Origin of the sequence: Streptomyces sp. NPDC051018 (genome assembly GCF_044456085.1) — a bacterium.
Lineage (GTDB): Bacteria > Actinomycetota > Actinomycetes > Streptomycetales > Streptomycetaceae > Streptomyces.
On the sequence record NZ_JBITFN010000008.1, the window covers coordinates 71,280 to 90,653 of the forward strand.

Below are 19,374 nucleotides of genomic sequence, written 5' to 3' on the forward strand. Positions count from 1 at the left end.
CGGGAGAAACCCAGCCCCGCCGGCGTTTGAGGCGCCGGGTCCGGGACAGCGCCCCGGAGACGCCCCGGGCGCGGGTCTCACTGGTCCAGCAACCAGTTGAGGATGCCCGGCAACGCGTGCAACGCGTCAAAGTGCGCGGCGGCCGGTTCGAGGACCGCCGTCGCCCCGGGAATGCGCTCCGCGAGCCAGCGGGAGTGCCCCACGGGCGAGAAGACGTCCTTCTCCCCGTGCCAGAGCATGACCGGGCCCGTGATGTCCGCCGGGTCGAAGCCCCAGGGGCTGCAGAACGCGAGCGCGTCGTCGATCCAGCCGTACGCCGACGTACGCAGCGCCTCCTGGTAGTTGCGCAGCAGCATCCCCCGTACGCCCGCGTCCGCGACGACCATCCGGTCCGAGTCGGTCAGCTCCCTGCGCAGCTCGTCGAGGAGCCGGATCGGATCCCGCCGGATCTCCGCCGAGCGCAGGATGAACCGCTCGGCGAGCCCGGCCGGGTCGTCCAGGGCCGAGGTGTACGCGTGGACGTTGGACGCGGCCATGCCCTCGAACCAGTCGAGCCCGTCCGCGTCCCGGGGCGCGAGGGTGACCAGCGCGGCCGTACGGGTGACCCGGTCGGGCATCAGGGCGGCGCAGGCCAGCGCGTGCGGGGCACCGCCCGAGCGGCCCACGACGGCGAACCGGTCCAGTCCCAGCTCGTCCGCGATCGCCCGGACGTCCTGGGCCACATCGCCCACGCTCCGCCCGGCCAGCCGGTCCGAACCGCCGTAGCCGGGGCGGTCGTAGGCGATCAGCTGTGTACGGCGCTGGTAGAGCACCATGCCCCGTGGTGCCGGGCCGAGCCTGCTGCCCGGTGTGCCGTGGAGCAGGAAGACCGGCTTGCCGCGCGGATCCCCCAGCCGCTCCACCACCAGATGCCGCCCGTCCGCCGCGCGCACCCGACGTCGCACCCCCGCCCCCTTATCCGTGGATGCCCTGCGCGGGCACACACCACGACCTTGGCATTCCCCGCCCCCATGATGATGACCCATCGGTGGCCGGGAGCGGCTGTGATTTGTCATCACTTGGCGGCGGGTTCGATCGCTCCGAGGGACGGTGTGCCGGACTCCGGTCCCGTACGGGAGCGCGTTCCGGGCAGCGATGGTCGAAAACCGGACAGGTCCAGTCCTCACCCGTTGCCTCTGCTCCGGTCGCTCACGGTGTTCGCGGAGGTGACGTTCCTGCGGCGGGATGCCCGGTGAAGGCAGCGTGCGGGCGCCCGCGTTGCCGGGCCCGCGTCCTGAAGTCGGCCTTGTGCGGCGGCGATCCGCATCGGAATAGTGGGCCGTTGATCCTCCGTGTCCGCAACGCTCCCCACGCGCGCGCGGATACGGCCCCCACAGGAGGTCGACGTTGAAGCACCGACGCATACCGAAGCGAAAACTGGCCATCACCGGCGGCTCCGTTCTCGCGGTGATGGCGGCGGGCCTGACCTTGCAGAGCGCGAACGCGAGCGATGTCACCCAGCGGTATCCCGTGAAACCCCTGTCGGTGACGGCGGCCGGAAAACTCGCCTCCAGCCTGAGCGACGAACTCGGGCCCGATCTCATCGGCACGTACTACGACGCGGCGGCCGGATCGCTGGTCGTGAACGTCGCCGACGAGGCCGCCGCCGACTCGGTGCGCGACGCGGGCGGCCGGGCGAGGGTCGTGCAGAACACCCTCGCCGAACTGGCGGGCGCCCGGCGGACCCTCACCGACAAGGCGGCCATCCCGGGCACGTCCTGGGCCGTGGACCCGGTCACCAACAAGGTCGTCGTCACCGCCGACCGTACGGTCACGGGCGCGAGCTGGAACCGGCTCAGCGAGGTGGTCGAAGGGCTCGGCCACAAGGCCGAACTGAGGAAGTCCGCCGGGGAGTTCAAGCCCTTCGCCGCGGGCGGCGACGCCATCCACAACGACGGCGGACGCTGCTCCCTCGGCTTCAACGTCGTCAAGGACGGCGCCCCGCACTTTCTGACCGCCGGGCACTGCGGAGCGGTGGGCAGCCGCTGGTCCGCGTCCCCGGGCGGGCCGGACCTCGGGCGGATGGTGGACTCGCGGTTCCCCGGCGACGACTTCGCGCTGGTCGCGTACACCGCGGGCGGACTTCAGCCGAGCGAGGTCAACCTCTACGACGGCGGGACCCAGCGGATCACCGGAGCGGCCGAGGCGACCGTCGGGATGCCGGTGCGGCGCAGCGGCTCCACCACCCGGGTCCACGACGGCCAGGTCACCGGCCTCGACGCTACCGTGAACTACGGCAACGGTGACATCGTCAACGGACTCGTCGAGACCTCGGTCTGCGCCGAGCCCGGCGACAGCGGCGGCCCGCTGTTCTCCGGTGACCGGGCGGTCGGCCTCACCTCGGGCGGCAGCGGTGACTGCGCCTCGGGCGGACAGACGTTCTTCCAGCCCGTGACGGAGGCGCTCGGGGCGTACGGCGCGACCATCGGCTGAGGCTTCAGCGGTACGCGGGCACGGCGCGCCCGGGTGCCCCGGGCCCGGATCCCGTGCCCGGGGCCCCGCGCCCGCTCCGGCGGCCCGGTCCGCGCCCGCTCCGGTCCCGCGCGCTGACCCCGGGGGTCCTTCCGGCCGGTCCGGCGGCGGGCGTCCCGGGGCGCCGGGTTCCTCAGCCGGCGGGCCGGCCCTCACCCGGCGTCACGGTGTTCGCCGACCGGCGCCGCAGCAGCGCGCACACCATGGTGACCACCGTTCCACCCACCGCCCAGGCGGCGAGGACCAGCATCGGGCCGCCCGCGCCATTGCCCCGGAAGTACGCGATGGAGCGGGCCGCGAACGTCCCCGCGCCCGGCGGCAGCGCGGGCCCGATCGCCCGCCAGAACGACGGCAGCAGCGGATACGGATAGGCCCCGCCCGCGCTCGGATTGCCGAGGACGACCACCAGCAGGATCGCCAGCCCCACCCCGACGATGCCCGCGAGCCCCTGAAGGGCCAGGGTGACCGCGCCCACCGCGAAGACCAGCAGAGCCCCGAGCCCCCACAGGGCGGGCACACCTCCGGGCAGCGCGTCCAGCACCGGGCCGGCGATCACCGCGCCGAGCAGCCCCGCGACGATCGCGTACACCAGCAGTACCCCCAGCCGGATCAGGGCGCGCTCCGGGTTGGCGGGCCGCGCGCCCGCGCTGATGGCCAGCGCCGCCGCGCACAGATATCCGCCCACGCACCACCCCACGGCCAGATAGAAGGACGAGAGGCCCCGGGCGTCGCCGGGGGAGCCGGGGACCACGTCCACCACTTCCAGGGCGCGCCCCCGGGACTTCTCCACCGTGGCCACGACCTCGGTGAGGGCCTGGGCGAGCGAGGCGCCCGACGCCCCGGCGACGAGGAGGCGGTCGGGGCCCCGGGGGCCGATCACCAGTGCCCCGTCGACCTCCCGGTTCTCGATCTGGCGCCGTGCGGCGGCCTCGTCGGCGACGGCGCGCGGGTCGAGCGGATCGCCCGGAAGCGAGGCGAGCAGCGCCACCGTCTCCTGGCCGGCGGCGGCGGAGGGGGTGACGACGGCGAGCGGGATCCTGTGCGGTTTCGGCTCGTGGAAGGCTCCGATGTACGAGGCGATGAAGGCGAGCTGAAGCGCCAGCACCCCGATGACCAGGAGCGCGGCGCGTACGCCGACCGCGTCCCGGACCTCGGCCCGGAACCCGGTACGGGAGGGGGCAGGCGGGTCCTGGTGGGGGCCGTCCGATGTCCGCGTCATGGGCTCACGGTCGGCGGAGCGCCCGGATCGCGCAGTCGGGGCGGGGCCGAATGGCGGATGGCCGCGTCCGCCCGGGCTACCCGGGAACCCGCCCGCTCGCCGGGGCGACCCCGGGTGCCGGCGCTCGCCCGGGCGCCCGCCGAGCGTACTGACAGGGAATCAGTTTTTACCGACGCGTAACTTCCCAGCCACGGTTACCCGTGCGTAGCTTGTCGTGGGCACCACAATCTTCGCCGCCCCGATCCCCGCTCGTCGCCACTCCCCTTTAGCCGCAAGGAGACTGCTCGATGCTGCCCTGGAAACGCCTGCTCGGCCCCGCCGCCGCCGTGCTGCTGGCCGCGGCCGTCGGTCCGGCCCCCACCGCCACCGCCGTTCCCACCACGATCGCTTCCGCCTCCTCCGCTCCCGCCGCTGCCGGGGTGTCCACCGCCCCGGCTCCCCGCAGCGGCTGGAACGACTGGTCCTGCAAGCCGTCCGCCGCGCATCCCCGCCCGGTCGTCCTCGTCCACGGCACCCTGGGGAACGCCATCGACAACTGGCTCGGCCTCGCCCCCTATCTCGTCGCCCGCGGATACTGCGTCTACTCCCTCGACTACGGGCAGCTGCCCGGTGTGCCGTTCTTCCACGGCCTCGGCCCGGTCGACGCCTCGGCCGGTCAGCTCGGTGCCTTCGTCGACAGGGTGCTGGCGGCGACCGGAGCGTCCGAGACCGATCTCGTCGGCCACTCCCAGGGCGGCATGATGCCGCGCTACTACCTCAGGTACCTGGGCGGCGCCGCGAAGGTGAACGCGCTCATCGGCATCGCCCCCAGCAACCACGGAACCACCCTGTCCGGCCTTATCCGGCTGCTGCCGTACTTCCCCGGAGCCCGGGAGCTGATCTCGTCCGCCACCCCCGCGCTCGCCGATCAGATCGAGGGCTCCGCCTTCCTGCGCAGGCTCAACGAGGGCGGGGACACGGTGCCCGGGGTGCGGTACACCGTCATCGCCACCAGGTACGACCAGGTGGTCACCCCGTACCGCTCGCAGTTCCTGACGGGACCGGACGTCAGAAACGTGGTCGTCCAGGACCTGTGCGCGCTCGACGCGTCCGAGCATCTCGCCATCGGCCTCTTCGACCGGATCGCCCACCACGAGGTGGCCAACGCCCTCGATCCGGCGAAGGCCACCACAACGAACTGCGCGTCCGTCTTCGACTAGACGGACGCGCAGTTTCACCACCGGCGGTGCCGTGGGGGGAAGGTCGGTTTCACCACCGGTGGTGCCTTGGGGGAGGGTCAGCGGCCCCGGCCGCCGACCGCCCTGCGCCGCGCCGCGGCGAACATCACTCCGGCGCCGATCGCGAGAGCCGTGGCACCGCCCAGCGCGATGTACGGCGTGTTGCTGTCGCCGCCGGTCTTGGCGAGCCTCTCGGTGCCGCCGCCCTGGGCCTCGGGGGCGCTGCCGGAGGTGCCGGTCCCGGCCGTGGCCGTACCGTCGGCGGCGGTGCCGTCACCGGCCGCCGCGTTCTCGGCGTACGTCTCGTTCCGCTTGGCCTCGGCCGGAGTGTCGCCGCCGTGGCCGTTGTGGTCGACCGAGGACTTCGCCGTGCCCTTCTTGATCTGTCCGTCCGAGGGAGCCGCCGCGACGACGGCGCCGCCCGCGCCGCCGAAGACGACGTCGGAACAGGTGTAGAACGCCTCGGGGGAGTCCGAGCGCTGGAGGATCGAGTACACCAGGTGACGGCCGGACTTGTTCGGCACGGTGCCCTTGAAGACGAACGCGCCGTTCTCCAGCGACGGGTCGGTCACCGAGGCGAAGGGCTGCTCCTCCAGGTCCGACCACTTCAGCGGCTGGGCCGGGTCGTAGCCGTCCTTGGTGATGTACAGCGACAGCGTGCCCTTGTGCGGAGCGGTGGCCCGCCAGCGGAAGGTGTGGTCGCCCGCGGCCATCTTCGTGGACGGCCAGTCCGCGCGGGGGGCGTCCAGACCCTTGTACTTGTCACGTCCGGCACTACACAGCTTGCCGTCAGGGATCTTGCTCTTGTGGGCACCGGCGGCGTCGCCGATGTTGACCTCGTTCCAGTCGTACAGCGGCTGGGTGCCACCCGTCGAGACGAGAGACCTGCACGCGTCGGAGTCCGGGCTCTCCGGGCCCTCGGCGTAGCACGCGGCGATCCGGCTCACCGGGTCCGTCATGGAGCCGTGGGCGGAGGCCGGAGCTGCCGCCAGCCCGGCCAGCGCGAGCGGCGCGAAGCCGAGGGCGACGACCGTGGTGACCTTACGGCGAGCGGTCATGGTGACGTTCTCCTCAAGACGGGCATTCGTGGGGGTCCAGGGCTGGTCCGAACGGGCGGCGCGGCCCGTGTTCACCTCTTGCGCACTGGTTCGGACCAAGCCCCGGCGAGCAGCAAGCTAGCCCCTCGGCGCACCGGAATCGCCTCGGAGGACGACAACATCGTCATCCTTATCCTTGGCTTAAGGAGGCGCTAAGTACGGGCTGAGGAAGCGGCCGGAAAACGGCCCAGGAGCGGCATCGGGAGCGGGACCGGGGGCGGCTTCCCGGCCATCGGGCGCCCGCTCGGCCGGGCAGCGCACGGCCGGAGAGCGCACGACCGAGCAGCCCATGAATGAACGGCGCGCGAATGATCAGCGCACGACCGAGCAGCCCACGAAGGAACAGCGCGCGGATGAACGGCGCCCCGACTCCGGGCGAAGGAGCCACGGGAGCCGCTGTCAGGAGCCGCCGAGCAGACGGTAGCGGCGTTCCGGGCGTCCCGTACCGCCGTAACGGAGGGTGACCTCGACGCGTCCGGTCTCCACGAAGTACTCCAGATAGCGGCGGGCGCTGACGCGGGACAGCGAGCCCGCCTCGGCGCACTCCGAGGCCGAGAGATCACCGGGGTGCTCGCGGAGAATGCGCTCGACGAGCTCGGCGGTGTGGGCCGCGAGGCCCTTGGGGAGTTCACGGGAGCCGGGCGGGCGGGTGCCGAAGATCTGGTCCACGTCCTCCTGGCGGGCCTCTCCCAGCCGCTCGAAGCGGGAGCGCAGCGTGGCGACATGGCGCAACTGCTCCTGGAGGGCCGCCTGGTTGAACGGTTTGATCAGATAGTGCAGCGCGCCGGCGCGCAGCGCGGCCCGCACCAGGCCGGCGTCCCGCGCGGCCGTGATGAACAGCGCGTCGACCGTGGTGCGCGTCGCGTCCCGCTCCTCGGCGGCACGCAGTTCACGCAGCACCCTCAGACCGTCCATATCGGGCAGATAGATGTCCAGCAGGACAAGATCCGGCCGCAGCCGCTCCGCCGCGCGCAGCGCCTCCGCACCGCTGTGGGCCACCCCGACGACCCTGAATCCCTCCGTCGCCGCCACATAGCGGCAGTGCAGTTTGGCGACCATGAAGTCGTCGTCCACCACCAGCACACTCATCACGCGCACACGCTATGGCGCGACCACAACGACCACAACGTCCGTTGATTCCGGAAGAGAGACACTTCCTTAACGCACCGGCAACATGTGGGCCACCTCACACCTTCCCCCTACCTGAGAGGCGGCTCACGTGCGATTGCGCACTCCCCTCGCCCTGCTCGGGGCCGCGTTGCTGGTGATCGTGGGGCCGCCCCTGCTCAGCACCGGCGACGCCTCCGAAACCGGTACCCAGATCCCCGGTCTGCGGTTCATGGTCCCCAACACCCCCGGCGGGGGCTATGACATCACCGCACGGACAGCGGCCAAGAACGCCGAGGACGCCGATCTGACCCACAACATCGAGGTGTTCAACCTGCCCGGCGCCGGCGGCACGGTGGGTCTGGCCCGGCTGGTCGGCGAACACGGCAACGGCCGGCTCGCCATGTCCATGGGCCTGGGCGTCGTCGGAGCCGTACACACCAACAAATCCCCCAAGACGCTCTCCGACACGACCCCGATCGCCCGGCTCACCGAGGAGCAGGACATCGTCGTCGTCTCCAAGAGCTCCCCGTACAAGACCATCCAGGACCTGCTCACCGCCTGGAAGAAGAACCCCGGCAAGCTGGCCGTCGGAGGCGGCTCGTCACCCGGCGGGCCCGACCACCTCGCCCCCATGCTGATGGCCCAGGCCGCCGGGATCGCCCCCAAGACCGTGAACTACATCCCCTACGACGGCGGCGGCGAACTGCTCTCCTCCATCCTCGGGAACAAGGTCGCCTTCGGAGTCTCGGGCGTCGGCGAGTACCTCGACCAGATCAAGTCCGGTGAACTGCGGCTGCTCGCCGTCACCGGCCCCAAGCGGGTCCCCGGCCTGGACGCCCCCACGCTCCGCGAGGCCGGACTCGACACCGAGTTCACCAACTGGCGCGGCATCGTCGCCCCGCCCGGACTCTCCAAGGCCGAACGCGACAAGCTCATCAGCCTCATCGAGGCTCTCCACGACTCCGACCAGTGGCGGCAGTCGCTGACGAAGAACGGCTGGAGCGACGCCTTCCTCACCGGTGACGAGTTCGGTGACTTCCTCAAGGAGCAGGACAAGCGCGTGGACTCGGTGCTGAAGGAGCTGGGACTGTGAACTCGCAGAAATCTCCCGGGCCGCAGATGGCGGACAGCCCCCCGCGCGCGGGCGGTCCGGGCCGTACATGGCTGCGCGAACACTCCGAACTCGGCGTCAGCGTCCTGCTGTTCGCCATCGGAGTACTCGTCCTGACCGACGCGCTCACCATGGACGTCGAGATCGCCCAGCGCGGTCCCGTCGGCCCCAAGACCGTGCCCGTGGTCGTCGGCATCGGTCTGCTGCTCGTCGCCGTACTGCTCGCCGTCGACGTCCTGCGGGGCGGGCGCGGAGAGGCCGAGGGCGGTGAGGACATCGATCTGAGCGAACCCAGCGACTGGCAGACCGTCCTGCTGCTCGCCGGGGTCTTCCTCGCCTTCGCCGTGCTCATCGGCCCCATCGGCTTCCCCATCGCCGGAACCCTGCTCTTCTGGGGAGCGGCCTTCGCCCTCGGCAGCAGGAACTACACCCGCGACCCGATGATCGCCGCCGTACTCGCCCTCCTGACGTACTACGTCTTCAACGACCTGCTCGGCGTTCCCCTGCCGGGCGGCCCGCTCATGGGGGTGCTGTAGCCCGTGGACGCATTCAATTCGCTGCTGGACGGCTTCGGCACCGCCCTGACCCCGGTCAACCTCCTCTGGGCGGCGCTCGGCGTCCTCCTCGGCACCGCGATCGGTGTGCTGCCGGGCATCGGACCGGCGATGGCGGTGGCCCTGCTGCTGCCCGTGACGTACGGCCTGGAACCGACGGGCGCGTTCATCATGTTCGCCGGCATCTACTACGGCGCCATGTTCGGCGGCTCCACCACCTCCATCCTGCTCAACACCCCGGGGGAGAGCGCGGCCGTCGTCGCCGCCATCGAAGGCAATCCGATGGCCAAGGCGGGCCGAGGGTCCCAGGCACTGGCCGCCGCCGCGATCGGCCACTTCGCCGGCGGCATGATCGGTACGATCCTGCTGGTCGCCCTCGCCCCCAAGATCGCCGAACTCGCGGTCGACATCGGCGCCCCCGACTACTTCGCCATCATGGTGCTGGCGTTCATCGCGGTCACCTCCGTCCTCGGCTCCTCCCGGATCCGCGGACTCGCCTCCCTGCTGATCGGCCTCACCATCGGACTCGTCGGCCTCGACCAGATGACCGGCCAGCAGCGGCTCACCTTCGGCTCCCTCCAACTCGCCGACGGCATCGACGTCGTCATCGTCGCGGTCGGGCTCTTCGCCATCGGCGAGGCGCTCTGGGTCGCCGCCCATCTGCGCCGCAACACGGCGGAGCCGATACCCGTCGGCCGCCCCTGGCTCGCCAAGTCCGATGTACGGCGCACCTGGAAGTCCTGGCTGCGCGGCCCCGCCATCGGCTTTCCCTTCGGGGCGATCCCGGCGGGCGGTGCGGAGATCCCGACCTTCCTGTCGTACGTCACCGAGAAACGGCTCTCCAAGCACAAGGAGGAGTTCGGCAAGGGCGCGATCGAGGGTGTGGCCGGACCCGAGTCGGCGGCGTCCGCCTCGGCGGCGGGCACCCTCGTCTCGATGCTCACGCTCGGTCTGCCGACGACGGCGGTCGCCGCGGTGATGCTCGCCGCCTTCCGGCAGTACGGCATCCAGCCCGGACCGCTCCTCTTCGAGCGCGAGCCCGATCTGGTGTGGGGCCTGATCGCCTCCCTCTTCGTCGGCATGGTCCTGCTGCTCGCGCTGAACCTGCCGCTCGCCCCGGTCTGGGCGAAGCTGCTGCGGATCCCCCGTCCGTATCTGTACGCGGGAATCCTCTTCTTCGCCGGGGTCGGCGCGTACGCGGTCGGCGGCGAGGCACTCGATCTGGTCATCCTGCTGGTGATCGGTCTGATCGGCTTCGGGATGCGGCGGTACGGACTCCCCGTCCTGCCCGCCGTGATCGGTGTGATCCTCGGCCCGGCCGCCGAGCAGCAGCTGCGCCGGGCGCTCCAGATCAGCAACGGCAGCGTCTCCGGGCTGTTCAACACAGCGTTCTCCGTCACGGTCTACGCCGTGATCGTCATCCTGCTCGCGTGGCCGTGGTTGAAGAAGCTGATCATGCGCCGCAGTAACGTATAGGTATGAAAATGGACACTCGCCCCGCCGCACCCGAAGACGTTGTTCTGGTGAAAACCGTGACCGATGCGGCCTATCACCACTACATCGACCGGATCGGAGTCGTGCCCGCCCCCATGAAGGCGGATCACGCCGCCGATGTGGCGGCGGGGCGGGTGTTCGTCACGGGGGAACCCGTCCGGGGCGTCATCGTCCTCGTCCCGCACGACGACCATCTCTTCCTGGAGTCCGTCGCCGTCCACCCGGACGCCCGCGGCACCGGACTCGGCCGCGCGCTGCTGCGCCTCGCGGAGGCCCGGGCGCGTGAGCTGGGACTGGGGGAGATCCGCCTCTACACCAACGCGCTGATGTGGGAGAACCAGAACCTCTACGCGCGCTACGGCTACGAGGTGGAGGCGCGGCGCGCCGACGGCCGGTACGACCGCATCCACTACCGCAAGGCCGTCGCGTAGCTTCCCACCGGCCCCTCGCTGCGGGCCCTGTCACGGGCCGCCCGCTACCGGTGCGCCAGCAGTCCCTCCAGACCGCCGTCGAGCGACAGCGCCTGAAGTTCGTCCAGCGCGCTCACCGCGCGGGCCGCCGCCTCGGGGTCGCTCCCGGCGAGACCGCTCCGCGCGAACTCGTCCTCGTCCAGGCGGAGCACCTCGGCGCGATCCGCCGACACCCACAGATCGAGGTCCAGGTCCTCCACCGTCAGCACGCCCCCGCTCAGCTCGGCGGGCCGCGTGATGTCGCAGTACCAGCCCTTGAGGACTCCGTCCCCGGACCGTACCTCCTTCACCGCGTACCACCTGTCCCGCCAGTAGTGCTCGGTGAACACATCGCCCGGCTCGAAGCGGACGAAGCCGAAGTCGCGGACAGCGCCGGACGCCCAGGGGGCACGCACCACCAGATGACATCCGTCGTCCGCGACGGGCGCCGCCGGATAGCGGATCTTGGTTCTGCCCGCCTTGACCAGGTGTACCTCGACGGTCATACCGGCCGCCTCTCATATTGATGGGGGAGAATCCCCGTGTGACCTTGAAGATCGCCGTCGACGCCGATTCGGGCGTCGCACCATTCGAACAGCTCCGCGCCCGTATCTCCGAACTGGTCCGCTCCGGCGCGCTCCCCGTGGGCTACCGTCTGCCGACCGTACGGGGCCTCGCGGAGGACCTCGGCCTCGCCCCGAACACCGTCGCGAAGGCCTATCGCGCCCTGGAGTCCGACGGGGTCGTCGAAACCCGCGGCCGCCACGGAACCTTCGTCGCGGCGACGGGCGGCGCGGCGGAACGTGAGGTCGCCCTCGCGGCGAGCGCCTACGCGGAGCGGGCGAGGCGCCTGGGCCTCAGCCGTGACGAGGCACACGCGGCCGTGGACGACGCCCTGCGGGTGGCGTACGGCATCTGACCCCGCGCCACGGGCCGTGGACAGGCGGCCCCGAGTGCGGGCGGGCCGCCGGGTCCGGGCCGGGGCGCCCCCGCGAAAGCCCGGGCGGCGCCCCGGGGCGCTCCGGCCCCGGTCAGAGCCCGGCGCCCATGCCTCAGAGGTAGAGGCCCGCCGTCGGAGGGGCCTGGTCGGGGATCGACGGCGGCGTACTGCCCCGCCGCAGCGCGTACAGCTCCGCCAGCGTCGCCCCCTCACGGCGTACCCCTTCCTCCGTGCCCAGCCAGCCCACCGACTCCTCGCGGGTCAGCGGACCCACCTCGATCCGGGCCAGACAGCGGCCCGGCCGCACCACCGCGGGATGGAGGCGCTCCAGATCCTCGTTGGTCGTGACGCCGACGAGGACATTGCGGCCCTGGCCGAGGAGACCGTCCGTGAGGTTGAGCAGCCGGGACAGCGCCTGGCCCGCCGTGTGCTTCGCCTCACCCCGGATCAGTTCGTCGCAGTCCTCCAGCAGAAGCAGCCGCCACCGGCCCTTCGCCGTGCCCTCGTCCTCGCCGATCGCGATGTCCATGAGGTAGCCGACGTCGTTGAAGAGCCGCTCGGGGTCGAGAACGCAGTCGACCTGGCACCAGTCGCGCCAGGAGCGCGCCAGCGTCCGCAGCGCGGAGGTCTTGCCGGTGCCGGGCGGCCCGTGGAGGAGCAGCAGCCGGCCGGAGATGTCGTCCGGTGTGACCTTCATCAGCCGGTCCATCGCCTCGGCGACCGGCGCGGTGTAGTTGCCGCGGACCTCGTCCCACGTACCGGCCGCGATCTGGCGCGTGGTCCGGTGCGGACCGCGCCGCGGGGAGACGTACCAGAACCCCATGGTCACATTCTCCGGCTGCGGCTCGGGCTCGTCGGCCGCGTCCGCGGTCGCCTCCTTGAGGACGCTCTCGGCGAGTTCGGCGGTGACGGCCGTCACGGTGACATCGGCTCCCCGGCTCCAGCGGGAGACATGCACGGTCCAGCCGTCGCCCTCGGCGAGCACCCGGCTGCCGTCGTCGTCACGCGCGGTACGCAGGACGGTCGCTGCCGCCGGGAGCAGGGTGACCCCGGGCCGTACGCGGTCGATGCTGCTGCTGACGGAGTACGGCTGCGCCCCCGTCGTGAAGCGGCCGAGGAACAGCGCGTCCACGACGTCCAGGGGTGAGTCGCTGTCGTCGACGTTGAGCCGGATCGGGAGTGCTTCATGGGGCTGTGCGGGAGGCATGCGCCCATGATCCGGCACCGGCCCGCGTGTCGCACGGAGTTTTGTCCCGGGGCGCGGCGGGCGCGCGGTCCCCGTGACACGGCGGGCGGAACCGCCACGAGTCACGGCGGGCGGAAGCGTTACGGGTACGCGGATCCCCCGTCCGGCGGCTCCACCGGTCACAGCACCGGCCGGCCACCCGTGTCCCGCCGTGACTCAGTCGCCCGCCAGTGAGGCCGCGGCATGCCGGAGGACCGTGACCGCCCTGCGGGTCCGCCGTACCGCCGCGTACCCCTTGGTCAGGGCACGGTCCCTGGCGAAGTTCCGGCCGATGGCCCGCCCCTCGACGAGCCGTTCGAACTCCTCGATACCGGTACTGCGCCGCACGGTCACCCGTTCGATGGCGTACGGCCCCTGAGCGGGCCGCGCCAGCGCGTTGCCGACGGCGAAGGACTGCGCGAAGCCCGCCGCCCGTACGGTGGCCCGCACCCGGCGGCTGGAGTAGCCGTAGGGGTAGGCGAAGGAGACGGGCGCGCTGCCCAGTTCGTCCGCGATGATGTCGCGGCAGCGGACGGTCTCGTACCGCAGCCGCTCGTCGTCGAGCTGGTCCATCTGCGGATGGCTGTGGGTGTGGCCGCCGATCTCGGTGCCCGCGGCGGCCAGTTCCCGCACCTGGTTCCAGTCGAGCATGGTGTCGATCGCGCCGCCCTCGTCGTACTCCCCGCGCAGCCAGCCGGTCGAGACGAACAGGGTCGAGGCGAAACCGTGCTTCGCCAGAAGGGGGAGGGCGTGCCGGTGCACGCCCTCGTAACCGTCGTCGAAGGTGATCAGCACCGGCCGGCCGGGCAGCGGTTTGCGGCCGCCCGAGCGCCAGGACTCGCCCAGCTCGGCGGTGGAGACGGGGGTGAAGCCCCGCTCGCCGAGCAGTTCCATCTGCTCGGCGAAGGCCCCGGGGGAGACGGAGAGCCCCAGGGTCTCCTTCGCCGGGCGGTGTCCGACGGCGTGGTACATCAGAACGGGGACGGGCAGGTTCACCGGGCGGCCCCGCCCTGTGCGACGGAGGACGGGGACGGCGAACCGTCCGTGTCCTCGGCGGGCAACGGCCGGATCGGTCCCGACGAGAACGTCACACCGCCCTTGCGCGCCCGGGTGGTTCCGACCACATAGCCGCCCGCGGCCACCGCCACACCGGCGATGATCGCGCCCGCCCGGCCCGCTCCGCCCCGGCGTCCGCGGGCCGCGTCGCGCAGCCCGCGCACCACTCCGGCGGGCAGCACCCGTGTGGTGTAGCGGCGCTCGGACTCCAGACCCTTGCCCGCGCCCACGCTCTTGGCGACGAGCGCCTTGGACAGGCCCTCGGCGTAGGTGCGCGTACGGAAGTAGGCGAACCGCTCGCGCACGGCGGGGACCTTGTGGTGGATCACCGCACGGTCGTCGATGAGCAGCACCGCGCCCGGTACCGCCTCGGCGAGGCGGATGCACAGCTCGGTCTCCTCGCACCCGAGCGGGCGCTTGTCGCCGTCGCGCCCGATGCCGGTGGCGAAGCCGCCCGCAGCGTCGAACGCGGTACGCCGGAAGGAGGCGTTCCCCCCGAGTACGTTGCGCACCCGCACCTTTCCGGCGGGCAGTCCCCGGTAGGTGCAGCCCACGACCCAGTCGAACTCCTCGGGGAACCAGGCCGGCCGGCGCCCGGAGGCCCAGGCCGCGTCGGTCCGTCCCCCGACGGCCATGACCGCCGGGTCGTCGTACGCCTCGGCGAAGTACCGCAGCCAGTCCCGCTCGGCCACCGCGTCGTCGTCGAGGAAGGCGACGAATTCCCCGCGGGCGGCCGCGATCCCGGTGTTGCGGCCGGAGGACAGACCGCGGGGGCCCGCGTTGGCGAGCACCCGCACCCGAGCGCCCCCGGCCTGCTGCCCGTCCTCCTTGTACTCCCTGGTGAGCCGCTCCAGCAGCGCCGGATTGTGGTCCACCACGAGCAGCGTCTCCAGCGCGGGCAGCGACTGGCCGCGTACCGAGTCGACCGCCGCGAGGATGTCCTCCCAGCGGTCCTCGGTGTACGCGCAGATCACCACCGAGAAACGGTGGTCGCTCAAGACGTCTCTCCCCGTGCGACCCTCACACCGAGCGTGCCCGCACCCCGACGGCGTGCGGCACGGGTCACACCCTTCTCCTTGAGGATGACCTTGAGTACCCGGATTCCGTCGCGGACGGCGCTGAGGTTGCTGACGCCGTGGATGCGGTTGTACTCGTGGCTCGGAACCTCCTGGACGCGCAGCCCGGCCTTGACCACCCGGATGTTCATCAGGGTCTCGATCTCGAAGCCGGTGCAGTCGAGGGTGATCTCGTCGAGGCAGTGCTTCCAGAAGGCGTTGTACCCGTAGCAGAGATCGGTGTAGCGGGCGCCGAACTTGGCGTTGACGACGCTGCACAGGGCCCAGTTGCCCAGCTTGCGGATGAAGGTCATGTCGTCCGTGCCGCCGCCGTTGGCGAAACGGGAGCCCTTGGCGAAGTCGGCGCCGGAGACCAGCGCGGAGACATAGGAGACGATCTCGTTGCCGTCGGCGGAGCCGTCGGCGTCGACCATGACGATGATGTCGCCGGTGCAGGCGGCGAATCCGCTGATCAGCGCGTCGCCCTTGCCCTTGCCCGCCTGCTTGACCACCGTGACGTCGGGCCACAGCTCACGGGCGACCTCGACGGTGTTGTCGGTGGAGTTCCCGTCGACGAGGACCACTTCATGGATCCAGTCGGGCAGGGTCTTGAAGACGTACGGCAGGTTCTCGGCCTCGTTCATCGCGGGGATGACCACGCTCACGGGCGGGGTGATCGCCAGATGGGACGAGATCGGACGGTAGTGGGACTCCGCGGTTCCCGCCGTCGGCTGTATCGGAATTCGCACAGCGGATCGCTCGGCGGTCGACAAAGACGGATCTTGCCCCGGAGCGGCCGGGCGCAGGACTGAACTCATGGGTCTGTTTTCCCTCTCCACCGGTGGATCGCCCGCCCCCGGGCGATCCGGATCAGTGTCCGGTTTAAAGGGGGGTTACTTCTTCACCGGCCCATGGCGGAGCAGCACTCCGTACAGGTCCGGCGAGTTGCAGAACTGGCCGCGCGGCACGGCTCGGCAAGAGCACGAAAACCGAGCACGGCACCCCCCTACCGCACCCACTCGCTCCGGGCCATCGCGACGCTTGAGCCCTCCCCTAGAGCCGCTTAGCTGATGAACCATTGCGGGTGGAAGTGTGACGGTATTGATGTTTGCGACTGTATGACAAGCCCAGGAACGTGGTCTTGCTTTTTACATTTTTGATACCGATTTGGTGGCCAGTTGTGCAACTGCGCTGATCGGATTTCCTTGATCTTGTTTCATGGACGATCAAGTGGACTTGCGTCGTCCGTTTCCTCCTCGCGGAGGGGCCCGGCGACGCGGTCCGGCCTCCGGGTGGAGAGGGTCCGCCCGTTCCGGCGACCCCCCACCGCCCACAGGAACAACAGCGCGGTAACTACCACGATAGCGGCCACTCCGCCGTTTGCGGTCGGGGTGTTCAGAGGTGACAGCGCTCCGGCGACCGCGAGGTCGATGGCGACGGCCCCCGCGGCGGCCGTGGTGGCGCGGGTCGTGAACTCCAGTCCCCGCAGGGCCGCGTACAGTCCGGAGGCCGGTCCGACGAACAGGAAAAACAGGACAAAAGGAGCACGCAGGGGTGAATCCGCGTCGGCGAGCGCCAAGGTAACTCCGGTGCCCGAAATGGCGAATGTCACACCGGAAAGGATCGCCGGAAGATCATTTCCGACCAGAAGGGGTTTGCCTTTGATGCCCTGCATGACCGGATTTGCTCCCAGGCTGCCCGATATCGGTTCCTCATGCTGCTCAGCCTGCGGGCTTCCGTCAAGGACGCGAGCGCGGCGGTCTCCTGGAATTTTGTCATGGACACTTCCGGTGAAGTGGTCGGGCTGCTACGAAAGTTGTGGCAGAGATCCTGCTACAGGGAGGTTCCATGAAACTGTCCCGTATCGCGGCTTTCTCATCGTCACTCCTCCTCGCCGCCGCACTCGCTCTCACCGGAGCGAACCCGGCGCAGGCCCATGAAGACCCCGCCGCCCTGGACTACGCGGCGCTGGGCGACTCCTACTCATCGGGCGTCGGAGCCGGCGCCTACGACGGCGCGAGCGGCTCCTGCAAGCGCAGCGAGCGCGCCTTCCCCCGGCTCTGGGCGGCCCGGAACTCACCCTCGTCGTTCGTGTTCGCCGCTTGCTCGGGCGCTCGTACGGGTGATGTCACGGCGGACCAGCTCACCGCCCTCGGCCCCGCCACCGATCTCGTCTCCCTCACCGTCGGCGGCAACGACGCCGGCTTCGCCGACGTCATGACGACCTGCGTCCTCAAGTCCGAGTCCGCCTGCCTCGACCGGATCGACCGGGCGCGCTCGTACGTCGACCGCACCCTGCCCGGACGGCTCGACAGCGTGTACGCGGCGATCCGGGCCAAGGCTCCGTCCGCCCGGGTCGTCGTCCTCGGCTACCCCCGCTTCTACAAGCTCCGCGGGACCTGCGTCGCCGGACTCGGCGAACGGGAACGGTCCGCGATCAACGCCGCCGCGGACCATCTCAACACCGCCACTGCGAAGCGCGCGGCCGACCACGGCTACACGTTCGCGGAGGTCGTCACGGCCTTCACCGGGCACGAGATCTGCTCAGGGGCGGCCTGGCTGCACAGTGTGAACCCGCTCGGCATCGGTGAGTCGTACCACCCCACCGCCGCCGGTCAGTCCCGCGGCTATCTGCCCGTCTTCACCACGCACGCCTGACGGCCGCACCCGCCCGGGCGTCCGGCGAGCGGGAGGCGCTCTCCGAGGGCGCCTCCCGCACACAGGTGACCGAGAACGCGATCCAGCCGGACGCCGCCTCGACCGGGCTCCGGACCTCCACCCGGATCCGGTCCCGGCGCGTGCCGTCCTGCGGATACGCCAGTTCGGTGTGCTCGACCGTCTTCTGCTTCTCCCCGCCGGACGCGAACCTCAGCGTCCGCCAGCCGGCGTACGAGCCGTCCCCGCCCTCGGTCACCCAGCGGTACTCGACGGTCGCGGGGGTGCGCCCCACCGTGATCCGGGCCTGGAACGCAGGCGCCCCGGACGCGGGCGGCGGGCAGTCGCCGGAGTACGCGTCCCGTACGGCCTGGGCGTGCACCGTGACCGTCTGCGGCCGGTCGTCCGGTGGTGAGGTGTCGTCGCCGCCGGTGTTCCGGCTCTCCTCCCCGCCGCCCGGGTCCGGGGCACCACTGCCCGGCGCGCCCGCGATGGAGCCAGAGGGGGACGGGGGCGCGGACGACGACGTGCTGCCGGACGGGTCGCCGCCCTCGCCCCGGTCCCCGCCGTCCTGGTTCCGGTTCAGCAGCGCCCACGCGATACCGCTCACCGCGAGCAGCAGCACGGCGATCCCGGTGGCCAGCACGGCCACCGACCGGCGCGTATACGGCTGTGGCACCGGGCCCGTCGTGTCCGGTCCGCCCGGCGCCCCCGGCGGACCGGGGGCGGCGGCCGGCCCCGGACCGGCCCCCGTCGCCCGGGCCGAGACCGTCGGGCTGTACGGACCCGGTGGCACCGGCGCCGTCCGCGTCGTCCCTCCGGCACCCACCAGCCGCAGCAGACGCCCGGCCTCGGCGGCCGACATCCGCTCCGATGGCTCCTTGCGCAGCAGCCCGGCGATCACGGGCGCCAGCTCACCGGCCCGGCGCGGCGGCGGCAGTTCCTCGTCGACCACCGCGCGCAGAGTGCTGAGCGGGGTGTTCTGCCGGAACGGCGAGATGCCCTCCACCGCCGCGTACAGCAGTACGCCGAGCGACCACAGATCCGACTCGGGCCCCGGGGTCCGTCCCAGGGCCCGCTCGGGGGCGAGGAATTCGGGCGAGCCGATCAGCTCGCCGGTCATGGTCAGCTGGGAGGTGCCCTCGACCACCGCGATCCCGAAGTCGGAGAGCACGACCCGGCCGTCGTTGGCGATGAGGACGTTCCCCGGCTTGACGTCGCGGTGCAGCACCCCCGCGTCATGAGCCGCGTTCAGCGCCGCGAGGACGTCGGCGCCGATGAGCGCCGCGCGCCCGGGGGCGAGCGGACCGTCCGACTCCAGCGCGTCGGCCAGGGACAGCCCCCGGATCAGCTCCATCACGATCCAGGGGCGGCCGTCCTCGGTGGCCACGTCGAAAACCGTCACCACGTTGCGGTGCGAGATACGGCCGGCGGCCCATGCCTCCCGCTCCAGCCGCTGGTACAGCCGTCGTTCGTCGGCCGTACCCAGCCCGGCCGGGGCCCGTACCTCCTTGACGGCGACCTCGCGGTCGAGCACCTCGTCCCGGGCGCGCCAGACCACGCCCATACCGCCCTGGCCCAGTGGGCTCAGCAGCCGGTAACGCCCTGCGATCAGCTGGTTCTCCGGCACGCGAGCCCCCATCCGTAGCAGCAGCACGGCATCTCGTGGAATCCCGGTGGA

The 19,374-nt window shown here is 71.4% G+C and carries 19 protein-coding genes; 8 read left to right on the forward strand and 11 right to left on the reverse strand.

All coding sequences use genetic code 11. The features are described from left to right. Positions 1 to 77: 77 nt before the first annotated feature. On the reverse strand, positions 78 to 944 hold the full coding sequence (locus ACIBCM_RS15860) for an alpha/beta fold hydrolase (RefSeq protein ID WP_399243447.1): 867 nt from the start codon (positions 942 to 944) through the stop codon (positions 78 to 80). Positions 945 to 1,386: 442 nt separating this feature from the next. Between ACIBCM_RS15860 and ACIBCM_RS15865 the strand changes: the two genes are divergently transcribed. Beyond that, positions 1,387 to 2,472, forward strand: coding sequence for a S1 family peptidase (locus ACIBCM_RS15865; RefSeq protein ID WP_399243449.1), 1,086 nt, complete (start codon positions 1,387 to 1,389; stop codon positions 2,470 to 2,472). A 172-nt stretch (positions 2,473 to 2,644) separates the two neighbouring features. On the opposite strand, the gene ACIBCM_RS15870 is transcribed toward ACIBCM_RS15865, so the two are convergent. Next, positions 2,645 to 3,730 carry a DUF3533 domain-containing protein gene (locus tag ACIBCM_RS15870; RefSeq protein WP_399243451.1) on the reverse strand — a complete coding sequence of 362 codons (1,086 nt, stop codon included), beginning with the start codon at positions 3,728 to 3,730 and terminating at the stop codon, positions 2,645 to 2,647. A gap of 287 nt (positions 3,731 to 4,017) precedes the next feature. Here ACIBCM_RS15870 and ACIBCM_RS15875 point away from each other — a divergent pair, with 287 nt between their 5' ends. Continuing rightward, a complete protein-coding gene (locus tag ACIBCM_RS15875; RefSeq protein ID WP_399243453.1) occupies positions 4,018 to 4,929 on the forward strand; it encodes an esterase/lipase family protein in 912 nt (303 codons plus the stop codon). A 77-nt stretch (positions 4,930 to 5,006) separates the two neighbouring features. On the opposite strand, the gene ACIBCM_RS15880 is transcribed toward ACIBCM_RS15875, so the two are convergent. Both ACIBCM_RS15880 and ACIBCM_RS15885 read right to left on the reverse strand, forming a co-directional pair. After that, positions 5,007 to 6,005 carry a lytic polysaccharide monooxygenase gene (locus tag ACIBCM_RS15880; RefSeq protein WP_399243455.1) on the reverse strand — a complete coding sequence of 333 codons (999 nt, stop codon included), beginning with the start codon at positions 6,003 to 6,005 and terminating at the stop codon, positions 5,007 to 5,009. A 438-nt stretch (positions 6,006 to 6,443) separates the two neighbouring features. Next, entirely contained in the window at positions 6,444 to 7,133 is a 690-nt protein-coding gene (locus ACIBCM_RS15885; RefSeq protein ID WP_399243457.1) for a response regulator, read from the reverse strand. A gap of 130 nt (positions 7,134 to 7,263) precedes the next feature. On the opposite strand from ACIBCM_RS15885, the gene ACIBCM_RS15890 reads away from it, so the two are divergent. From ACIBCM_RS15890 to ACIBCM_RS15905, 4 genes are read left to right on the forward strand one after another with little or no spacing between them, the layout of a single operon-like run. Further along, entirely contained in the window at positions 7,264 to 8,247 is a 984-nt protein-coding gene (locus ACIBCM_RS15890; RefSeq protein WP_399243458.1) for a Bug family tripartite tricarboxylate transporter substrate binding protein, read from the forward strand. Between the two features lie 26 nt (positions 8,248 to 8,273). Beyond that, on the forward strand, positions 8,274 to 8,801 hold the full coding sequence (locus ACIBCM_RS15895; RefSeq protein ID WP_399243870.1) for a tripartite tricarboxylate transporter TctB family protein: 528 nt from the start codon (positions 8,274 to 8,276) through the stop codon (positions 8,799 to 8,801). A gap of 3 nt (positions 8,802 to 8,804) precedes the next feature. Beyond that, complete coding sequence (locus ACIBCM_RS15900; RefSeq protein ID WP_399243460.1) at positions 8,805 to 10,295, forward strand: tripartite tricarboxylate transporter permease; 1,491 nt, start codon at positions 8,805 to 8,807, stop codon at positions 10,293 to 10,295. Positions 10,296 to 10,303: 8 nt separating this feature from the next. Continuing rightward, positions 10,304 to 10,744, forward strand: a complete 441-nt coding sequence (locus ACIBCM_RS15905) for a GNAT family N-acetyltransferase (RefSeq protein ID WP_399243872.1) — start codon at positions 10,304 to 10,306, stop codon at positions 10,742 to 10,744. A gap of 44 nt (positions 10,745 to 10,788) precedes the next feature. Here the strand turns inward: ACIBCM_RS15905 and ACIBCM_RS15910 are convergent, their stop codons facing one another. Further along, entirely contained in the window at positions 10,789 to 11,268 is a 480-nt protein-coding gene (locus ACIBCM_RS15910; RefSeq protein ID WP_399243461.1) for a DUF402 domain-containing protein, read from the reverse strand. Between the two features lie 38 nt (positions 11,269 to 11,306). On the opposite strand from ACIBCM_RS15910, the gene ACIBCM_RS15915 reads away from it, so the two are divergent. Next, positions 11,307 to 11,681: a GntR family transcriptional regulator gene (locus ACIBCM_RS15915; RefSeq protein ID WP_399243463.1), complete on the forward strand. Its 375-nt coding sequence runs from the start codon at positions 11,307 to 11,309 to the stop codon at positions 11,679 to 11,681. Positions 11,682 to 11,814: 133 nt separating this feature from the next. On the opposite strand, the gene ACIBCM_RS15920 is transcribed toward ACIBCM_RS15915, so the two are convergent. The 5 genes from ACIBCM_RS15920 to ACIBCM_RS15940 all read right to left on the reverse strand — a co-directional run bounded on the left by ACIBCM_RS15920 (position 11,815) and on the right by ACIBCM_RS15940 (position 16,713). Further along, positions 11,815 to 12,909 (reverse strand): DUF5925 domain-containing protein, encoded by a 1,095-nt coding sequence (locus ACIBCM_RS15920; RefSeq protein ID WP_399243465.1) that lies wholly within the window; start codon positions 12,907 to 12,909, stop codon positions 11,815 to 11,817. A gap of 195 nt (positions 12,910 to 13,104) precedes the next feature. Next, entirely contained in the window at positions 13,105 to 13,899 is a 795-nt protein-coding gene (locus ACIBCM_RS15925) for a polysaccharide deacetylase family protein (RefSeq protein WP_399243874.1), read from the reverse strand. Positions 13,900 to 13,919: 20 nt separating this feature from the next. Then, positions 13,920 to 14,981, reverse strand: a complete 1,062-nt coding sequence (locus ACIBCM_RS15930) for a glycosyltransferase family 2 protein (RefSeq protein WP_399243467.1) — start codon at positions 14,979 to 14,981, stop codon at positions 13,920 to 13,922. Beyond that, a complete protein-coding gene (locus tag ACIBCM_RS15935) occupies positions 14,978 to 15,856 on the reverse strand; it encodes a glycosyltransferase family 2 protein (RefSeq protein WP_399243468.1) in 879 nt (292 codons plus the stop codon). The genes ACIBCM_RS15930 and ACIBCM_RS15935 overlap by 4 nt, the downstream gene beginning before the upstream one ends. 398 nt (positions 15,857 to 16,254) lie before the next feature. Next, the gene (locus ACIBCM_RS15940) at positions 16,255 to 16,713 is read right to left on the reverse strand and encodes a hypothetical protein (RefSeq protein ID WP_399243470.1); all 459 of its coding nucleotides are present in this window, start codon (positions 16,711 to 16,713) and stop codon (positions 16,255 to 16,257) included. Between the two features lie 173 nt (positions 16,714 to 16,886). On the opposite strand from ACIBCM_RS15940, the gene ACIBCM_RS15945 reads away from it, so the two are divergent. Beyond that, entirely contained in the window at positions 16,887 to 17,696 is an 810-nt protein-coding gene (locus ACIBCM_RS15945; RefSeq protein WP_399243472.1) for an SGNH/GDSL hydrolase family protein, read from the forward strand. On the opposite strand, the gene ACIBCM_RS15950 is transcribed toward ACIBCM_RS15945, so the two are convergent. Further along, positions 17,680 to 19,335 carry a serine/threonine-protein kinase gene (locus ACIBCM_RS15950; RefSeq protein WP_399243474.1) on the reverse strand — a complete coding sequence of 552 codons (1,656 nt, stop codon included), beginning with the start codon at positions 19,333 to 19,335 and terminating at the stop codon, positions 17,680 to 17,682. The genes ACIBCM_RS15945 and ACIBCM_RS15950 overlap by 17 nt on opposite strands. Between the last annotated feature and the right edge of the window lie 39 nt (positions 19,336 to 19,374).

Coding starts and splice junctions, on each gene's coding strand:
- ACIBCM_RS15870 (WP_399243451.1), bottom strand. CDS start 3,730: ATGACGCGGACATCGGACGGCCCCCACCAGGACCCGCCTGCCCCCTCC.
- ACIBCM_RS15875 (WP_399243453.1), top strand. CDS start 4,018: ATGCTGCCCTGGAAACGCCTGCTCGGCCCCGCCGCCGCCGTGCTGCTG.
- ACIBCM_RS15880 (WP_399243455.1), bottom strand. CDS start 6,005: ATGACCGCTCGCCGTAAGGTCACCACGGTCGTCGCCCTCGGCTTCGCG.
- ACIBCM_RS15885 (WP_399243457.1), bottom strand. CDS start 7,133: ATGAGTGTGCTGGTGGTGGACGACGACTTCATGGTCGCCAAACTGCAC.
- ACIBCM_RS15895 (WP_399243870.1), top strand. CDS start 8,274: ATGGCGGACAGCCCCCCGCGCGCGGGCGGTCCGGGCCGTACATGGCTG.
- ACIBCM_RS15905 (WP_399243872.1), top strand. CDS start 10,304: ATGGACACTCGCCCCGCCGCACCCGAAGACGTTGTTCTGGTGAAAACC.
- ACIBCM_RS15910 (WP_399243461.1), bottom strand. CDS start 11,268: ATGACCGTCGAGGTACACCTGGTCAAGGCGGGCAGAACCAAGATCCGC.
- ACIBCM_RS15920 (WP_399243465.1), bottom strand. CDS start 12,909: ATGCCTCCCGCACAGCCCCATGAAGCACTCCCGATCCGGCTCAACGTC.
- ACIBCM_RS15925 (WP_399243874.1), bottom strand. CDS start 13,899: ATGTACCACGCCGTCGGACACCGCCCGGCGAAGGAGACCCTGGGGCTC.
- ACIBCM_RS15935 (WP_399243468.1), bottom strand. CDS start 15,856: ATGAGTTCAGTCCTGCGCCCGGCCGCTCCGGGGCAAGATCCGTCTTTG.
- ACIBCM_RS15940 (WP_399243470.1), bottom strand. CDS start 16,713: ATGCAGGGCATCAAAGGCAAACCCCTTCTGGTCGGAAATGATCTTCCG.
- ACIBCM_RS15945 (WP_399243472.1), top strand. CDS start 16,887: ATGAAACTGTCCCGTATCGCGGCTTTCTCATCGTCACTCCTCCTCGCC.
- ACIBCM_RS15950 (WP_399243474.1), bottom strand. CDS start 19,335: ATGGGGGCTCGCGTGCCGGAGAACCAGCTGATCGCAGGGCGTTACCGG.